The sequence below is a fragment of the Paenibacillus sp. DS2015 genome (genome assembly GCF_050433705.1).
Classification (GTDB): Bacteria; Bacillota; Bacilli; order Paenibacillales; family Paenibacillaceae; genus Paenibacillus_AQ.
On sequence record NZ_JBNPWS010000007.1, the window covers coordinates 1 to 17,076 of the forward strand.

Consider the following 17,076-nt stretch of genomic DNA (forward strand, 5'->3'; position numbering starts at 1 on the left):
ATTAAAGGGCTTTTGACCCGTAGCGTACTTCCATCGTACAGAGGCGCTCGTTTTTTTACAAAGCTGAAATTTATCCATCTACAGGAATCTAACGGGATACGATAGTGTCTATATTCCACTCGACTTTTCGAATTGTCATACCGCCAGACTCTATAAAATAAGTATTAGACTGACGTTAGAAAATGAAACCCAGTCTAATACTTTATTTTCTGCTGACAACAGGAGTAATAATCGCTGCGGATTCCCCTACGGCTTTTGGAGTTGGAGTCTAGCGAATATCTCGTATTGTAACATTCGTACTGTAAACCATAGAATCACTGGACAATTTAAAAGAAGGATAATTAGGATCTGCATCAAGTCGCATGAATTCTTCGTAATAAATCGCTTGCTGGGGGTTGATGAGTAAAGGGATTAGGCCGGCGTCGACGTTAATATCTCCGCTATCTGGTCCGTTTATGATCAACAACACGGATATGCCATCACAACCACAACCTTCCGTGTCATAAAAAAGTTTGAAGTACCCTGGTTGATCACCAAGACTTGTTTTCAATCTATCTTCTGCCAGTGGAGTTAGTTGAATGATCATAATATACGCACGCTCCTTCAATAATCATGATGTGCTTGAGAATCTAATATACTATAATCCATTATACATTATCGGAAGTCAACATCAGTTTCTTGTTGTCTATGCTAACCACTCACCTAGTTTGGGTTTCTTTATCGTACATATCACAGGGAAAATCAAAGAGAGCGCTAGCGTAACAACCGCCATCAGGACTCCTGCCGAATGGAGTGTTAACAATATATACATCAAGTACCCAATGGGGGTGAGGAGAATGAAACCAGGTACAGCAAATAGAACCGAGGTCCATGTCCAAGCGCCTTCCCGCATGGCAAGCGACAAATTCAATCCAATCAGGCTAAATAGGAGTGGCCAGATGAACAGATGACTGCCGCCAGGCAGATATACTGTCGTTACTACACTCATAATAAGCCATAACAATAGTGTTCCAATCCATACATTCTCCGTACGAATATATTGTGAAAGCCAACGAACTAACACGAACACCACGAGAAACGTAAGGAATAACACACTCAGCAGATAGTAAATACTAATATGAGGGTTTAGCAGAATAGATTCATATTGTTTATCTGAAACATTTGATCTTAATATGTCCCATAAGAGTGTAATCCCTCCACTTACGATTACCATGCTGAGCAGCGAAATGAAGAAACCTCCCATTATGCCCCTAAGACTCAACCTCCGGCGACGAAGTCCATACCACACTGTTATGAGAAACAGCAGTACGCCGAATGTCATCAACCAGATGCCTAAAGACTGCGGATAACTGACCATGGTTGAACCCACGATATTGAAGTATACGCGATCTTCTTGTTCAATTTGGTTCAGATCCAAATTCCCAAAATGCTGAGATAAGCTAAGCATGTATTCGCCATGGTGTTGCAGACTTGATTGATCTAGATTTTCCGGAGTATCGATAGGTTGGTGATAGGCATCTAACCCCATCCCAGAGGCAAAGTTTAGTCCTGCAAGTCCTCCTTCACGAAACATTGTCATATCCGTGTCATTGGGCATTAACTTATATATATTATAGATGAATGAGTATGCGATGGGTTGAGGAGCTGCTTTAATAAACTCTTGAATAAGCCACCCATTCTGATCGCTAGTCTCAAACATAAATGAAGGACCTTTGTTACCACGAGCTTCGAAATTAAGTACAAGACCAATATCTTTAACCCACGGATGTTCTTTAACAAAAGCTTTAGCCCCGAGTAATCCCGTTTCTTCTCCATCTGTCATTAGCAATATAAGATCATTCTTCAAAGGAGCTGTCGCCAGCACAGCACGAGCCGTCTCCAACATCGCTGAAATCGCTGCACCATCATCAGAAGCACCGGGCCCAGTGCGTACGGTATCATAATGTGCTGTGATCATAACGGCTTTGCTATGATCTGTACCTGGAATACGCGTGATGATGTTCTCAATGTTCCCTGACAAGTTGAAATTTTCAGTAGAGAAAGCTGAACTCACATGGGACATCTGTATTTCAGGTTTTAAGCCGAGACTTTCAAGCTCTGATATCAGATAATCGCGTACTTTATCATGCGCAGGTGTCTCAATAGGGTGTGGTTCCTTCGCAATCATGTGTAGCTTTTCCATCGCTCGGGCGGAAGAAAACTGATCTAACGGAGCCTTAGAATCGACAGGACTAGGGGCTTTAATCTGTAGTAGACCGATTAAGATAGAAGCTCCAATAAGTACAGGGATAACAACCCAGTTTATCCATCTAACGGAGACATATGTAGAATGATGTTTAGTACTGGCTGGTCGTATAGGATAATTTGAACTCACAATTCACCCTCCTTATTTGGAAATATATACAACATATTTAGTATAATCGATTTCCATAGGAAGGGTTATGACATTTTCAAAGGATATCCGATACGACACTTCATCTTGGAGAAACAATGGGATAGGGATCTCTACACCTTATTGGTCCTTACGACTTTCGATTGAGCTGGCGGTATTCTGTAGGTGACATACCACTCCATTTGTGAAACTGTCTAGAGAAATAAAGCGCATCATTAAAGCCAACCGATGAAGATACCTGATCGATCGTTAGAGATCCACTAAGCAAATCTTTTGCTTTATCCATTCTTACCTTCAATAAGTATTGCTTAGGAGACATTCCGGTCTTCTGTTTGAAGGCTTTGGATAAATGAGCCCGATGATAGCCTAGGGTTGTGGCCATATGTTCGATGCTAATATGTTGATGGAACTGCAGTGAGATCCAACGGATCGCCTGATCGATCTGACGGTCAATGACATCAGGCATTTCCTTGGGAAGCACAGGTAGAATACTTCTATTCGTTAATCCGAACTGATGGAGCAGTAACCGCAGCCAACCTGAGGCCTCTAGACTTTCCAGACGTGGATAAGCAGATTGTTGAAAAGACAAACGAATACGTTCATATATGGAGTGGATCTCTGTCAGATGCTCTAAGTGTAACAAGGGTCTATTCTGAGTAATGCCAATCTCGCTAAGTAGCTGCAGAGCCGTATTTCCTTGCAGAGCTACCCAGGCATAATGCCAGGGAGCATCTATGTCTGCCTGATAGCTGAATAGTGAGCCGGGAAAAATAACGAATGTGTCACCTACCTGACATTTATAAGAGATATTGCCACTCTGAAAGATGCCTTCTCCTTCCATGACCGTATGAATGAGATAGTAATCGTGAACAGATGGCCCAATCTTATGAGACGGGAGCGGTTTACCTTCGCCGCTAAACAATACGGTTAGGTCAAGTTCATCAGGGTAGGGATTAAAACCTGATGTAAAGTCATAATGTTCGGGATCCATTGACGTCCTCCTGTGATAGATTGCAATAAAATTAGATTATTACGGACTTAGTTTAAATGCAACAAAGATCCATATGTTGCCTGTATTTATCCATACTCATTATGCTCTTATTAATTTATAGTGAAGATAGAAGAGAGCAGCGAATAATACTGTCAGTATAGCATTAATAGGCTATGATCATTCTGTTGTAGCATATTACATAGTTATGTCAGTATCGTTCTCATCAACTATAAGGAGGAATATTCTACATGAATAAAATTACATTTATCGGAGCAGGTAGCACTGTGTTTGCCAAAAACGTATTGGGTGACTGTATGAAGACTACAGCGCTGCAGGGTTTCGAGCTTGCTTTGTTTGATATTGATTTACAACGGCTTACGGATTCGGAGAACATGTTAAATAATATAAAAATAAGTAGTGGCAGTACCTGTACTGTGAAAGCTTACCTGAATCGCAAAGAAGCACTGCGTGGAGCTAAATATGTCATTAATGCGATTCAAGTGGGTGGCTATGATCCATGCACAATTACAGATTTCGAGATTCCGAAGAAGTATGGTCTACGTCAAACCATTGCAGATACGGTTGGCATTGGTGGTATTTTCCGTAATTTGCGTACTATTCCGGTTATGCTGGATTTTGCAGCTGATGTAAGAGAGGTCTGTCCTGATGCGCTCTTCCTGAACTATACCAATCCGATGGCAGTCCTGACGAATGTTATGAGTACCTATGGAGGCGTGCAGACCGTAGGACTATGCCATAGTGTACAACATTGTGTTGCTGGCTTGCTTGAGCCTCTTGGAATGGATCAGACGGGGGTTCAGGCTAAGATTGCGGGTATTAATCATATGGCTTGGTTGCTAGAGGTTACGAAAGACGGAGAAGATCTGTACCCTGAAATCAAACGACGCGCAGCGGACAAGCAAAAAGAACATCATACAGATATGGTCCGTTATGAAATGATGCTGAAATTTGGCTATTATATTACTGAGTCGTCCGAGCATAATGCGGAATACCATCCTTATTTTATCAAACGTAATTATCCTGAATTAATTGAACGGTTTCAAATTCCGCTGGATGAATATCCACGCCGTTGTGTAGAACAAATCGATCAATGGCAGGAAATGCGTGAAGAATTGGTCAATAATAAAGAACTTCAGCATGAGCGCTCACACGAATATGCATCCTACATCTTAGAAGCCATAGAAACCAATGTTCCATTCAAAATAGGTGGTAATGTGATGAATACGGGATTGATCACCAATCTGCCGAGAGAAGCATGTGTAGAAGTTCCTTGCTTTGTTGATAGCAGTGGAGTAACGCCAACTTTCGTAGGTAATTTACCTCCACAATGTGCAGCATTAAATCGCACAAACATTAATACACAGCTATTAACGATAGAAGCGGCCGTTACACAAAAGAGAGAGCATATCTATCACGCAGCCATGCTGGACCCACACACGGCGTCCGAGTTATCAATGGATGATATTGTGAGCATGTGTGATGAGTTGATCACTGCCCATGGAGACTGGTTACCACAGTATAAGTAATGTGTGACAAGGGACGGATTAAGAAACGGTTGATGAATAATGACCGATAATAGAGGTACACCGAGATTGGCGTAGGCGTGTCCTAGCAACAATGGAAAAAAAGCTCTGTTCGCGTCGTTCGCGATCAGAGCTTTTTTTTATATTAGGAAGACCTGCAAACACATGTTAGACTGCCAAAGAGCCACTTAAACGGTTCGTTGGGTCATAGTTCCTTTATTGTTCTTTATATGATTCGGCAATTGCGTTAGCTGCCACAATCGCATTATACACATCGTCAGGAGTTACAGGGAATGGCATATTGATCATAGTGTCATTAGGTGCACATGACAGTTCAGCGACTTGACGCCACTCGGATTCTACAAATTTATCAACACCAAGATCTTTTAAGGTGAGTGGAAGCTGAACGTCCTTAATGATCTGGATAACGGTCTCTAATTCTTCTTTTGGAGCATTTTCAAGTACGAGCTGTGCCAGAAGGCCAAATGTTACTTTCTCACCATGTTGGGCTTTGTGTAGGGAATGAACTGCAGTCATACCATTATGAATCGCATGAGCCGCTGCCAGTCCACCAGATTCTGCGCCGACACCACTGAGATAGATTGTCGCTTCAATTGTATTTTCTACCGCTTTTGTTACCACTTTCTTATCTACCGCCTTTTTAGCGTTAACGGCATTATCCAGCAAGGTATCATAGCACAAGCGTGATAAGCCAAGTCCTGTAGTAGATGGCTTCATTAGCACGAGGTTATCTCCGTTGGATTGGTAACAAGCACGAGCTTCGAAATAGGTTGCGAGAGCATCGCCAATTCCAGCTGCAAAGAAGCGTGCTGGAGCGGCAGCCAATATTTCAATGTCAGCAAGAACGATATCAGGATTTTTAGGCAAGAAGAGATATTCGTCAAAAGAACCGTCTTTTTTATAGATAACAGCTAGAGCTGTACATGGAGCATCTGTAGATGCAATGGTAGGGAAGATTACGACAGGTAACTTCTCATAATAGGCGGTTGCTTTGGCTGTATCTAAAGTTTTACCCCCACCAATTCCAACGATGATGTTAGCTCCTGCGTTACGGACCGACTCGCGATGTTTTTCAATTTCTTCTTTTGTACATTCGTAGTTGAATTTCTCGAAGGTTACTTTTCCGCCTGCTGATTCTATGGAAGATCCTGCTTCTTTTTTAGCACGATCTAGAATAAATTCATCACAAATAATGTATGCATTGTCTCCGTAATTCTTTATATAATCGTTCAGTTTAGAAAGCAAATTACGTCCGGAAAGAAATTTGCTAGGTGAGGTAATCGATTTTACGAATTCAGTCATTGTAATAGCCTCCATCAATTTTTTGTCTATCGTCTTAAATAGCTACCATATAGTATTAACCTAAGTCTCCAAAAAGTATGCTGAGCACACTGTGTACCTTTGAAAACTTGTGGAGAGCAAACTATTGGTTAATGGCATTAATTAAAAAGATTAATACTATTAATTAATCATATACCTTTATTTTAAATTTGGGAAGTTATCGATTGGGGGAATTGATCTTCGAGAACAAGCAACTAAGATCCTAGCCAACGTTTTGTATGGGGACGCAACTTTAGATGTGGTGCCAAGTTTTATTGATTCCGACAAGATATCAGTTTGGGCTAGAAGTGAAGTGGGAACTCTGACTATTAGCAATTTAATTAATGGTTATGTGGATGGATCATTTAGACCAAAGACCAATTTAACGAGAGCAGAAGGACAAGCTTCAACTTCTATTTTTATATTAAGTTGATAATAGAAAGTTGGGGAGGATGTACAGGCTAGCGCCTGTACCTAAAGTAGACCGTAACGGTTATAATAGCTTGAGTGGAAAAAATTATTATTTGTACGAGGATGACAAATGTGTTAGTTATTTTAATACATATTAGGGGTTGAGTTTATGACTAAACTTTTTGCTATTAGTGGGCACACTGGTGCTGGTAAGAACACCCTAATCAATAGAGTGTTGGGGTTGGACAATGAACTAATTTATTTTCCAAGTGTGACGACACGTGAGATAAAGACCGGAGAGCAGGAGGGCATTAATTATTTTTATCGTACAGTTTCTCAGTTTAATCAGATGATAGAGAATAATGAATTCATTGAGTATAGCGAGCACTATGGTAGTTTTTATGGTAGCCCAGAAAAGCCCTATCTAGAAGCACTAGAACAAGATCTATCGCCTATTGTTGATATTAATGTCGATGGTGCCATGAGCTTCAAGCGTAGGTTTGGGGATGATTGTGTTACTGTGTTTGTCAAGACCCCCTCTACACAGATTAGACATAAACGTTTAGAATTACGGGATGGTGAACTAGCCGTCGAGCGTGAGAAAGCAGTGGAGTATGAGAAGTCGTTGATTGGTGAATTCGATTATATGCTAACTAATGACGACCTAGAATCGGCCGTGGATATCTTAGAAAGCATAGTGATAAATGAGAACTATATTGGTGACGAGAAAAGAAAGCATCTTATTAAGCCATTCAATTGCGTGCAAGTGGAGCTTTTGACTAGTATTACTTCTACTGTTGTGAAGCATGACATCATGTGTGAGGAGTTCAGGGAACTAGATCAAGGTCTTACAAGTATTATCTTTGGAGAACTCTGTGGAATTGAGCCATTGCTACATTTTGGTTTTCAGAACATATCTTATACTCCAATGCGTAAGTAGTGGGATGTGCCGCAATACTAGATAAAACGGCACTATTGGCCAGCGATACTGAGAACGTTGGTACGATATATGAACAGATTTCACCAATTCTTACCGTTGCAAATCATGAAAAGTCATATTTGAGATCGTTTCATTTCCTAAATGGCTTTGTCTAATACGAATTATTAGATTGAATTAATTTTGTGAGAATTCATGTTTTCTTTTACTGGAAAAAGGTAACCATATAAATAGGAAACCCATTCAGATAAAGGAGGGCGATAACGTAATGAAGAAAAATGTTGTTGGATTGCTTGGTATTCTACTATTGGTGATTGCTTTCGTGATCCCAGCTGCGTTCGCCAATTCGAAAGAATCGCAGGTGAAGACAAATATCATTAACACTAAGGGTGAACAGATAGGTACTACCTTATTGACTCAAAAATCTGATGCTGTACAGATACATATCGAAGCGAAGAATCTCCCCCCAGGCCTACATGGAATCCATTTTCATGAAGTGGGTAAATGTGAGATTCCTGACTTTAAAACTGCAGGGGCGCATTTGAATCCTAACCTTAAAGAACACGGGTTCAACAATCCAAAGGGGTTCCATGCGGGTGATCTACTGAACATTGATGTCAAAGAGGATGGAAGCGTAATAGCTGATTTAGAGAGCAACACGGTCACACTTACAAGAGGTGCATCCAACTCCCTGTTGAAGTCAGGAGGATCGGCCCTAGTGATCCACGAGAAGGCGGATGATTATGTAACCGATCCATCAGGGAATTCCGGTGATCGGATAGCCTGTGCGGCCATTCAAGAATAGTGTTATGAAATGTAAAAAACATTCCTGAAGATGAATCTACAGGAATGTTTTTGTTATCATGTTGAATATAATCTTTACACAAAATTAATGCTCTCCATTTTCCGTGATACAAAGGACTTTGTGTTTCAACGGATATTCTATAATGCTATCGCTTCGTTCTCTGTTGAAATATTGTGATCTTTGCGTGTACGTACACTCATTGTAAGAATCAACAATAGATTGAAGAGAACGATAAATCCGATCAGGATCAGAATGCTTGTTCCAAAGACTCCATTACCCATACCAGATGCTATGGCTTGGCGTTGACCCGCTACAGCGAAAGTCATGGGTAAGTAAGGGTGAATAGCATTAAAGAAACCATTGTTCAGTTCCATAGGGAACATACCGCCGCTCGCACCAAGCTGTATCACGAGTAGGATCATGGCCAAGAAACGTCCAGGATTACCTAATGCTACAGTAAGAAGCATAACTAAGAACATAAAAGCCACAGAAGAGATAATAGAGATGAGTATGAATTGTCCTATATGATCTACTTGTAAACCCATTCCCCATATCATGATCGCATCGAGCACAAGTGCTCCGAAGGTAGCTTGCCCCCTTGAGACGCGACAACATTACCGAAGTAATTTCGTGCAGGGCTAACCTCATACTTCAAATTCATCTGCTTAGGTTCAAGATCCATGACTGTTGAAGCATTACTAGAGAAATCTTCAGGAATCGTGATGACCATGTAATAATCGCCATCTTCCAATCCCTTAGTAGCTTCTTCTTGACCCACAAAGTGCCACTCAAAGTCATCATTTCCTTGTAGCTCTTTCACAAGTTCGTTTCCAACATCCAACGTTTTGTCACCATACTCTGCAGGTATATCCTGATCCACCACAGCAACTGGGAAGTTAGCTGTTTTTCCATATGGATCCCAAGCGGAGCTTAGAAAGATACCGCTGTACATGATGGGTATGAACATCATGACGATAAGACTCACAAGAAGAATCCTATTTTTAAACAGATTTCCCCATTCAATTTTAAGCATTTTCATCGTGTTTCATCTCTTTCTTAAGAAAATCTGCTAATGATGTCGTATTCCAATCTAGTTCTGGCAGTCCAGATTGCTCCATAATTTCTTTTAATAGATCGGCTGTCGTAATCTTGGAAAAGTAATCACGTAATAAATGATTTGCTCCATCGAAGACGCTCAACAACGTTGCCGTTCCTTTCTTGGAATATTTCCCATCTTTAAAGACTTTAGCAATCAGCCCTGAATCGGAGAATATGGAAATAGGACCTTCCATAGCCTCGATAATATCGAGCGCTGTAATATACTGTGGTTCTTTGGCAAGAGAGATACCGCCATTATTACCTGAAACCGAAGTGACAATTTGCTTAACTACTAATTTACGAATGATTTTCTTTAAATAGGATGGGGATACATCTAATTTTTTACTAATCTCATCCGAAGCCAATGGTGAACGACTGTCTTGGGTAGATAATAATACGATGATACAGATGGCTTGCTCGACACCTGTTGTTAATTTCATGGATTCACCTCCGCTTGACTTCATTGTGTACATTTAATATCTATAATGGATATACAATGTGCACAATACATCTTTATTTTATTCTTGGCAATAGTCATTTCATTATCTTGCTGTTATATCACAGCATGTGAAGAACGCTCATTAATGAGGTTAAAATACAAGTAAGGGGGATGACTATGAAGAAGCCTGCTTTGCATTCAACATAAGTAGATTGGGTTCAATTGCTTCCATATATCTGTGGGCCATATCTTTGAATAGGCAGGGATGTAGTTAAAACAAAGCTAGAATGAATTCAAATTAAGGAGTATATTAAGTTAGAAAAATATTGGAAGATAGTGACAAGGAGAACCCAGATGGAGATATCGATTAAGGAACAAATATTAGAGATGGTAGACGAGGAATATCAAAAATTCAGTTCAGCTCTTATTCCGAATATCAATAATGTCGTAGGTGTACGTTTACCAGAGCTCCGCAAGTTAGCCAAGACAATTGCTAAGGGAGATTGGCGAACTTATCTGGAGCAGGCGGAAAGTGAATACTTTGAGGAAGTCATGTTACATGGTATGGTCATGGGTTATATAAAGGCAGATATTAAAGAGATTCTGCCCTATGTGGCAACTTTTGTCCCCAAGATTGATAATTGGTCGGTGTGCGATAGTTTTTGTACAGGGCTAAAATTCACTAAAATGAATAGGCAACAGGTATGGGATTTCTTGCAACCTTTTCTATCATCAGATAGAGAATATGAATTAAGGTTTGGTGTGGTCATGCTACTAGATTTCTATATCGAAGAAGAGTATATCACTCGAGTTCTAGAATGTTTGGATAACGTCAAACACGAGGGCTATTATGTGAAAATGGCTGTGGCTTGGGCATTATCCAGCTGTTATGTGAAACTGCCTGAACCTACGCTGATCTACTTAGAAAGTAACTCACTCGACGATTTCACCTTTAACAAAGCTTTACAAAAAATAACAGAGTCATTCCGCATAGATCAGGAAACTAAAAAAATGATTCGTAGCATGAAACGAAAATAACGAGTATGATATTGACACATATCCGCTAAAAATTCAACGCACCGATTATCTTAAAAGGGGAATGTAATACATATGAAGCGAGTATTACGAATGATTCTTAGTTTTACGATGATTATAATCATCTTTGGAGGATTGAATGCCTATATTGTTTGGAACGTCTATATATTCCTTTCACATTACAGCACTACAATATCCGCTATAGGATTCTCGATCGTGTTCAGTATTCTTGTATGCTCTTATCTATTAGGTCGGTGGGGTAAACATAATGCGGCAGGTCGCCTCCTTAAAGTGGTAGGGTCATATTATTTAGCCTTTATGGAATTCTTGATCATCCTCTTACCTTTTGCAGATATCGCAGCATGGTTATTAAGAAGAGTAGGGTATGCTGAAACCTTTTGTATCCCAATTGTTGGGTGGACGACTGTTATCTTATTGGTTATTCTGTTCAGCTGGGGATCTTATAACGCATGGAGTCCGATCCTTCGCACTTATGGTATACCCATCTCTAAGTATGGAAGAGGGAGAGGTAAGTTAACCATTGCCGTAGCTTCTGATATACACTTGGGGAATATTGTGGGGAATCGTCTGGGGCTATATGCTTAAGCAAACTATGCATGTTGTTGTATCCTCAGGATTTGGTACATGGGGACCCCCGATTCGTATCGCCAGTCGATCTGAAATCATCCGATTGGATGTGGAACTTGAAGGGTAACAAAGACGAAACTTCGATGTGTGGTAGCTTATGAGAACATTTAAGAACCTGAAGGGTACACATCAGGTTCTTTCTGTTTTAAATTAATTCTCCATATCACGTTAATGTGGTTGTCTTTGACTCGTGCCTATTGTTTAATGGCCTTAATGAATGCAGATGTGATGTAGTTGTCGATATTAGAACCCGGGACCCAGTCTTTGATAAAGGATCTTGATTCATCTTTCGGTTCAATTGAAATATCAATAAATCCACTTTGCTGAAGCATCGATTTCAGCTCCATAATGGATGAAGCACCAGAGATACATGCGGAATATAAATCATTCATATCGTTTTTAATATCTGCTGGAAGTTCAGTCGAAGTGACGATGTCGGTAATGGCAAGGCGCCCACCTTGCAGTAGAACACGATAGGCTTCATTAAACACCTGTTGCTTGTCAGGGGATAGGTTAATGACACAGTTCGAGATTATAACGTTCACGGTATGGTCTGCGACAGGAAGGTGCTCAATCTCACCTAGACGGAATTCTGTATTAAGGAAATCCCCTTTGATGGCATTACTTCGAGATTTGCTGACCATTTCGGGTGTCATATCGACACCGATGACTCGACCGTTAACCCCAACTTGGCGTGATGCTAAGAAGCAATCAAAACCACCGCCACTACCAAGATCAAGAACGACTTCACCCTCAATCAATGCGGCAATGGCTTGTGGATTACCACAGCCTAAGCCCATATTTGCACCCTCAGGAACAGCGGACAATTCATCACTGGAATAACCTAGTTTTGTTGATATTGCATTGAAATCTGTGGGACTCTCACAGCAGCTTTCTGACGAGTGTGAAGAAGAATTCACAGCTACTTTTTGAACGGCGATTTGTTGATACCTGCTTCTTACATTCTTACGTATTTGGTCATTTATTAATTTATCCACGAGCAAACACTCCCTTTTCTTCCGAAATATTAATTGTTATATGCAATTATATAACGAGACAAATCAGCTTTTGATAGGGGCACAACAACGACTTGATTTCCCCATAGCTTCATTCATTATCTCCACCGACCGCAATACTGATTCTTTCTCAAATTCCGTCATATATGAAAAGATCTCTTCCAGATAATCGTTCATTTGTTGATCGATCAGATTAGCAATCATCATTCCTTCCGTTGTTAGCGACAGGGTAAAGACTCTACGATCCGTAGGATCAGCCATTTTGGTAACCAAATTCATCTTAATTAGAGATTGTATTTGCCTGCTAAAGGTCGTAATATCCGTTCCTAGTGTTTCTGCAATTTGCTGCATGGAGGGGTTATGTTGTCGATCAATTTCATAAAGCAAGTGACTTTGTACTAATGAGATATCACAACCCCCGACACTACAACAATTTTTGTTAAGTAGACCAAAACGACGCGTCATGATTTGAAACAACTCTCGAGCGTTCTCCATCGAGGTTCACCTCCTGATACCATTATAGTTATATAATTGCATAATGCAAGTATTATATAGTGATTGTTTATTTCTTGCGTATTCGTTGATCCAGATATAATATATAAGCATATGCTTATGAATGAATGATTGGAAAGGAAGGGTGACCGTGGAGGAACTTACGGAGGTTGCAGATAACTTGAAGCTTCTTGGGGATATTACACGTCTCACGATGTTATCACTTCTACAAGAGCGCGAATGGTGTGTATGTGAATTTGTTGAGATTTTTGATATTTCACAACCTGCGATTAGTCAACATCTGAGGAAATTGAGAGCACAGGGCATAGTGAAAGAGAGTAAACGGGGACAATGGGTACATTATTCATTAAACGTTGAGGACAAGCCATATATCCAAGCCGTTCTTGGGCAGATGCCTGATTCGAAGACAATACTCTCTCGATTAAACAAGAAGCTGATTATCTCAGTGTGTGAGTAATATCGTGTTTCGTGACTTAAGTGATTCGCATAATAAATGGAGGTTTGAGTAGTGGGTTCTGTAATATTAGCAATAATCATATTTGTAATAACATTAGGTTTTGTCATCTGGCAACCCAAAAATTTATCTATTGGGTGGTCTGCATGTGGTGGAGCTATCCTAGCATTACTCTTAGGAGTTGTGAGCTTCAGTGATGTGCTGGATGTCTCCTTAATGGTATGGAATGCTACCTTAGCTTTTGTTGCCATTATCTTAATTTCTTTGATCTTAGACAAAATAGGTTTTTTTGAATGGGCTGCCTTACATATGGCTAGAGCGGCTAGAGGTAATGGAATTCGGATGTTCATTTATGTCACTATTCTTGGAGCGATCGTTGCTGCATTTTTTGCAAATGACGGTGCCGCTTTAATCTTGACTCCGATTGTACTTGCGATGGTTCGAGCACTGCATTTTGATGAGAAAAAAGTGTTCCCGTTTATTATGGCCAGTGGATTCATCGCAGACACAACCTCGTTACCTCTTGTGGTTAGTAACTTAGTTAACATTGTATCTGCTGATTTCTTTGGTATTACATTTATGGAATATGCGGGTCACATGATTGTCCCTACACTATTTTCCTTAGTGGCTAGTATCTTAGTACTTTATTTATTCTTTCGAAAAAGTATCCCGAGAAACTTCGATGCTGCGCAACTAAAAAATCCTACTGAAGCGATCAAGGATAAGAAAATGTTCAATCTCTCGTGGATTGTTCTGGCCGTACTCTTAATTGGCTACTTTGCCAGCGGTTTTTTGAATATCCCCGTATCGGTTGTGGCTGGAGTAATTGCGATCCTTTTCTTACTTCTGGCAAGAAGAAGTCCCCACGTACCCACGAAAGAAGTGATTAAAGGTGCACCATGGGCGATTGTGTTCTTCTCTATTGGAATGTACGTAGTCGTATATGGACTAAGGAATGCTGGATTAACCGACCTATTATCCATTGTGATTCAGTTGGCAGCCGACCAAGGATTATTTATCGCAACGATGTCTATGGGATTCATCGCAGCCTTCATTTCATCGATTATGAACAATATGCCAACAGTGATGATTGATGCACTGGCTATAAAGGCTACGAATACAACAGGTGTGATGCAGGAAGCATTGATATATGCTAATGTTATTGGTTCCGATTTAGGTCCGAAGATCACTCCAATTGGTTCGCTAGCCACACTATTATGGCTTCATGTTCTATCATCTAAAGGGGTCAAGATCGCCTGGGGAACATATTTTAAAATAGGAATGATATTAACGATTCCGACGCTATTTATCACGCTATTAGGACTTTATTTGTGGTTAATTATTTATTGATTTGTTTATAAAGTCCGTGAAGTAAATTCGAATGTTCGCCGTAACGGGTGAATAAATCATGTTCTCAACCTAGTAAATTCTAGGTGTAATACGATCCGTGAAAATGAAGAAGAAACTACTTCTGTTGGGAAGTAGTTTCTTCTTTTTTAGTACACCTAACGATCATTAGATTTATAAGTTAAATTAAAAATAACAGTGCAAGTAGTCCCAAGGATAAAGCCAATCCCCCTCCAAAGCCAAAACCATAGCCATAGCCATAGCCTGGATAGAATGCGGAAACGGAAGCTGATTTGGACTTTGTTTTGGATTTAGATTTAGTCTTTACGTTACATACCCTCGCACTTGGATTAGTAGGGCCATCTAGGATGATATGACCGTCCCTTATATCTGTGATTGTTCCAGAATAATGACATCCATTACATAATACAGCACATACTCTTTTACCTATGTGAGGTCTGATTCCTTCTTCCGTCATCGGTGTTATTAATTGCATTTTTCAAATCCTCCTTGGAATAAATAGATTGTTGACCTAAAACCAATAAATTGCCATTAGATCATCTCGGACATCGAAGGATCTCGGTAATCGAGATGATTATTGTGTGAATGTAATAGCGTATAGCACAATTTTATTATATGAAGAATGTTGAGATTAGCTTGGATACTCGTACCGTAGGCATCACTTATTTATTTCTTCTACTGGTTTCGTTTAGACTCTTAAGTATGAGCATATAAATGTAACCATGAATCGTTTCCTAGGGGATAAGCAAAAAATCGGCCTCACATTCCATTTGAAATGTGAGGCCGATTTTTGTTTATCCTTGTTTCTGTGATTTGTTCGTAGAAGAGGTATGTTCTTCAAACACCTCGGCAGCTTCTTCTGCGGAAAATTCCGGATCGAATTTACCTGGAAGAGGCAATTTGTTTAACTTTGTTGTTTGGACTTCTGCTTTCGTGGGTTCATTATTTTTTGAGTTGCTCATATACACACCTCCTTTGGTAAAGAACAACATTGTGTAGTTTTCCAGATATACAAAGATATTATCCATAATCTCCCCAATCGTTATTTCTTGATATACGATATAACTTCGCCTAACATGGTAATATCAATCTTATCTTAAACGAGAATATAAATATGATTCTGAGAACAGGACTGTTACAAGTTTAGAATTCACAGAAGAAATGGGATGTGTTAGATGAACAAAAATATTAAAATTTTGGCTATATCGGGAAGCCTTCGTCAAAAGTCCTCCAATTCAGCATTAATGAATGCCATTATCGCATTAGCCCTGGAAAATATGGAATTTACCATCTATAGCGGGTTGGGCGACTTGCCGCATTTTAATCCTGACATTGATATCAATGAGGGACCTGCTCCTGTCGTAGAACTGAGAACACAACTTAAGGAGGCAGACGGTGTGCTTATATGTACACCGGAGTATGGGAACGGTGTCCCTGGTGTTTTGAAGAATGCCTTGGACTGGATTGTTTCCTCAGGTGAGTTTGTGAATAAACCTACTGCAGTTATTAGTGCATCACCCTCTCCTATGGGAGGTGATAAAGCGCATGCTTCACTTCTGCTTACACTTAAAATGATTAGTGCTGAGATTGTAGAAAAGGGAACGATGATGATACCGTATATCACTTTGAAACTGAATAAAGAAGGTGTGATTACGGACGCTGAAACGAAGCGGGAGTTACTAGTGGTAATTCGAGCGCTTGAGCAGGCGGCCTCTATATAGTTGTAATTCAATCCAATGATCACTGCAGAATGATTTAGGCACGTTGGGATTGCCCAAGATGGACCTACGGACGAGCTATCGTGAACTACGGTTCCATCCTTATCCATGTCGTAAAAGCTGGTGTTATCGATTCTAGGTACTCCTAATTGGAAGCTGGAAAGAGAGCCTTTAAATCTTATCGACCAAGCTAATATATGTTCCTTTGTCGTCATTGTCGCTTTTTATCAATATAACTGATAGAACCTATAAGAACATTCTAATTGACCCCTTGTAGCTGCTGTGTTAGTTTCAAGAGAGTATAAAATTAATTTGATAGTATTACTGAGAATTAATATCATTGTATCCTACGTGAGGTGGAAATTG

General features: G+C 40.1%; 20 protein-coding genes. 9 read left to right on the forward strand and 11 right to left on the reverse strand.

All coding sequences use genetic code 11. The features are described from left to right. Positions 1 to 268: 268 nt before the first annotated feature. The 3 genes from J2T13_RS08355 to J2T13_RS08365 all read right to left on the reverse strand — a co-directional run bounded on the left by J2T13_RS08355 (position 269) and on the right by J2T13_RS08365 (position 3,383). Positions 269 to 586 (reverse strand): iron-sulfur cluster biosynthesis family protein, encoded by a 318-nt coding sequence (locus tag J2T13_RS08355; protein WP_429370200.1) that lies wholly within the window; start codon positions 584 to 586, stop codon positions 269 to 271. Positions 587 to 685: 99 nt separating this feature from the next. After that, entirely contained in the window at positions 686 to 2,374 is a 1,689-nt protein-coding gene (locus J2T13_RS08360) for a M28 family peptidase (protein WP_429370202.1), read from the reverse strand. 148 nt (positions 2,375 to 2,522) lie between these two features. Beyond that, entirely contained in the window at positions 2,523 to 3,383 is an 861-nt protein-coding gene (locus J2T13_RS08365) for an AraC family transcriptional regulator (RefSeq protein WP_429370204.1), read from the reverse strand. A 248-nt stretch (positions 3,384 to 3,631) separates the two neighbouring features. Here J2T13_RS08365 and J2T13_RS08370 point away from each other — a divergent pair, with 248 nt between their 5' ends. Continuing rightward, on the forward strand, positions 3,632 to 4,930 hold the full coding sequence (locus tag J2T13_RS08370) for an alpha-glucosidase/alpha-galactosidase (protein WP_429370206.1): 1,299 nt from the start codon (positions 3,632 to 3,634) through the stop codon (positions 4,928 to 4,930). Between the two features lie 213 nt (positions 4,931 to 5,143). On the opposite strand, the gene J2T13_RS08375 is transcribed toward J2T13_RS08370, so the two are convergent. After that, positions 5,144 to 6,250 (reverse strand): glycerol dehydrogenase, encoded by a 1,107-nt coding sequence (locus J2T13_RS08375; protein ID WP_429370208.1) that lies wholly within the window; start codon positions 6,248 to 6,250, stop codon positions 5,144 to 5,146. A 280-nt stretch (positions 6,251 to 6,530) separates the two neighbouring features. Between J2T13_RS08375 and J2T13_RS08380 the strand changes: the two genes are divergently transcribed. The 3 genes from J2T13_RS08380 to J2T13_RS08390 all read left to right on the forward strand — a co-directional run bounded on the left by J2T13_RS08380 (position 6,531) and on the right by J2T13_RS08390 (position 8,421). Then, the gene (locus J2T13_RS08380; protein ID WP_429370501.1) at positions 6,531 to 6,701 is read left to right on the forward strand and encodes an S-layer homology domain-containing protein; all 171 of its coding nucleotides are present in this window, start codon (positions 6,531 to 6,533) and stop codon (positions 6,699 to 6,701) included. Between the two features lie 147 nt (positions 6,702 to 6,848). Then, entirely contained in the window at positions 6,849 to 7,619 is a 771-nt protein-coding gene (locus J2T13_RS08385; protein ID WP_429370209.1) for a guanylate kinase, read from the forward strand. A gap of 265 nt (positions 7,620 to 7,884) precedes the next feature. After that, entirely contained in the window at positions 7,885 to 8,421 is a 537-nt protein-coding gene (locus tag J2T13_RS08390; RefSeq protein WP_429370211.1) for a superoxide dismutase family protein, read from the forward strand. Positions 8,422 to 8,558: 137 nt separating this feature from the next. Here J2T13_RS08390 and J2T13_RS08395 read toward each other — a convergent pair whose 3' ends face one another. Genes J2T13_RS08395 through J2T13_RS08405 form a run of 3 tightly spaced genes read right to left on the reverse strand, consistent with a single transcriptional unit; the run spans position 8,559 to position 9,959 of the window. Continuing rightward, positions 8,559 to 8,966: a YhgE/Pip family protein gene (locus J2T13_RS08395; protein WP_429370213.1), complete on the reverse strand. Its 408-nt coding sequence runs from the start codon at positions 8,964 to 8,966 to the stop codon at positions 8,559 to 8,561. A gap of 8 nt (positions 8,967 to 8,974) precedes the next feature. Next, positions 8,975 to 9,460 (reverse strand): YhgE/Pip domain-containing protein, encoded by a 486-nt coding sequence (locus tag J2T13_RS08400; RefSeq protein ID WP_429370214.1) that lies wholly within the window; start codon positions 9,458 to 9,460, stop codon positions 8,975 to 8,977. After that, the gene (locus J2T13_RS08405; protein ID WP_429370216.1) at positions 9,447 to 9,959 is read right to left on the reverse strand and encodes an RrF2 family transcriptional regulator; all 513 of its coding nucleotides are present in this window, start codon (positions 9,957 to 9,959) and stop codon (positions 9,447 to 9,449) included. Before J2T13_RS08405 ends, J2T13_RS08400 begins: the two co-directional genes overlap by 14 nt. A gap of 353 nt (positions 9,960 to 10,312) precedes the next feature. Here J2T13_RS08405 and J2T13_RS08410 point away from each other — a divergent pair, with 353 nt between their 5' ends. Together J2T13_RS08410 and J2T13_RS08415 are read left to right on the forward strand one after the other, a co-directional pair. Beyond that, positions 10,313 to 10,996 carry a DNA alkylation repair protein gene (locus tag J2T13_RS08410; protein ID WP_429370218.1) on the forward strand — a complete coding sequence of 228 codons (684 nt, stop codon included), beginning with the start codon at positions 10,313 to 10,315 and terminating at the stop codon, positions 10,994 to 10,996. A 72-nt stretch (positions 10,997 to 11,068) separates the two neighbouring features. Continuing rightward, the gene (locus J2T13_RS08415; protein WP_429370220.1) at positions 11,069 to 11,599 is read left to right on the forward strand and encodes a hypothetical protein; all 531 of its coding nucleotides are present in this window, start codon (positions 11,069 to 11,071) and stop codon (positions 11,597 to 11,599) included. Positions 11,600 to 11,835: 236 nt separating this feature from the next. Here the strand turns inward: J2T13_RS08415 and J2T13_RS08420 are convergent, their stop codons facing one another. Continuing rightward, complete coding sequence (locus J2T13_RS08420) at positions 11,836 to 12,639, reverse strand: arsenite methyltransferase (protein ID WP_429370222.1); 804 nt, start codon at positions 12,637 to 12,639, stop codon at positions 11,836 to 11,838. 63 nt (positions 12,640 to 12,702) lie between these two features. Further along, complete coding sequence (locus J2T13_RS08425; RefSeq protein WP_429370224.1) at positions 12,703 to 13,152, reverse strand: MarR family winged helix-turn-helix transcriptional regulator; 450 nt, start codon at positions 13,150 to 13,152, stop codon at positions 12,703 to 12,705. 121 nt (positions 13,153 to 13,273) lie between these two features. Between J2T13_RS08425 and J2T13_RS08430 the strand changes: the two genes are divergently transcribed. Together J2T13_RS08430 and J2T13_RS08435 are read left to right on the forward strand one after the other, a co-directional pair. Beyond that, complete coding sequence (locus J2T13_RS08430) at positions 13,274 to 13,627, forward strand: ArsR/SmtB family transcription factor (protein ID WP_429370226.1); 354 nt, start codon at positions 13,274 to 13,276, stop codon at positions 13,625 to 13,627. Between the two features lie 51 nt (positions 13,628 to 13,678). Further along, positions 13,679 to 14,974, forward strand: a complete 1,296-nt coding sequence (locus J2T13_RS08435; RefSeq protein WP_429370228.1) for an arsenic transporter — start codon at positions 13,679 to 13,681, stop codon at positions 14,972 to 14,974. A 178-nt stretch (positions 14,975 to 15,152) separates the two neighbouring features. Here the strand turns inward: J2T13_RS08435 and J2T13_RS08440 are convergent, their stop codons facing one another. Together J2T13_RS08440 and J2T13_RS08445 are read right to left on the reverse strand one after the other, a co-directional pair. After that, positions 15,153 to 15,467, reverse strand: coding sequence for a hypothetical protein (locus J2T13_RS08440; RefSeq protein ID WP_429370230.1), 315 nt, complete (start codon positions 15,465 to 15,467; stop codon positions 15,153 to 15,155). A gap of 319 nt (positions 15,468 to 15,786) precedes the next feature. Further along, on the reverse strand, positions 15,787 to 15,954 hold the full coding sequence (locus tag J2T13_RS08445) for a hypothetical protein (protein WP_429370232.1): 168 nt from the start codon (positions 15,952 to 15,954) through the stop codon (positions 15,787 to 15,789). Positions 15,955 to 16,167: 213 nt separating this feature from the next. Here J2T13_RS08445 and J2T13_RS08450 point away from each other — a divergent pair, with 213 nt between their 5' ends. Next, positions 16,168 to 16,713 carry an NADPH-dependent FMN reductase gene (locus J2T13_RS08450; RefSeq protein WP_429370234.1) on the forward strand — a complete coding sequence of 182 codons (546 nt, stop codon included), beginning with the start codon at positions 16,168 to 16,170 and terminating at the stop codon, positions 16,711 to 16,713. The last annotated feature ends 363 nt before the right edge of the window (positions 16,714 to 17,076 follow it).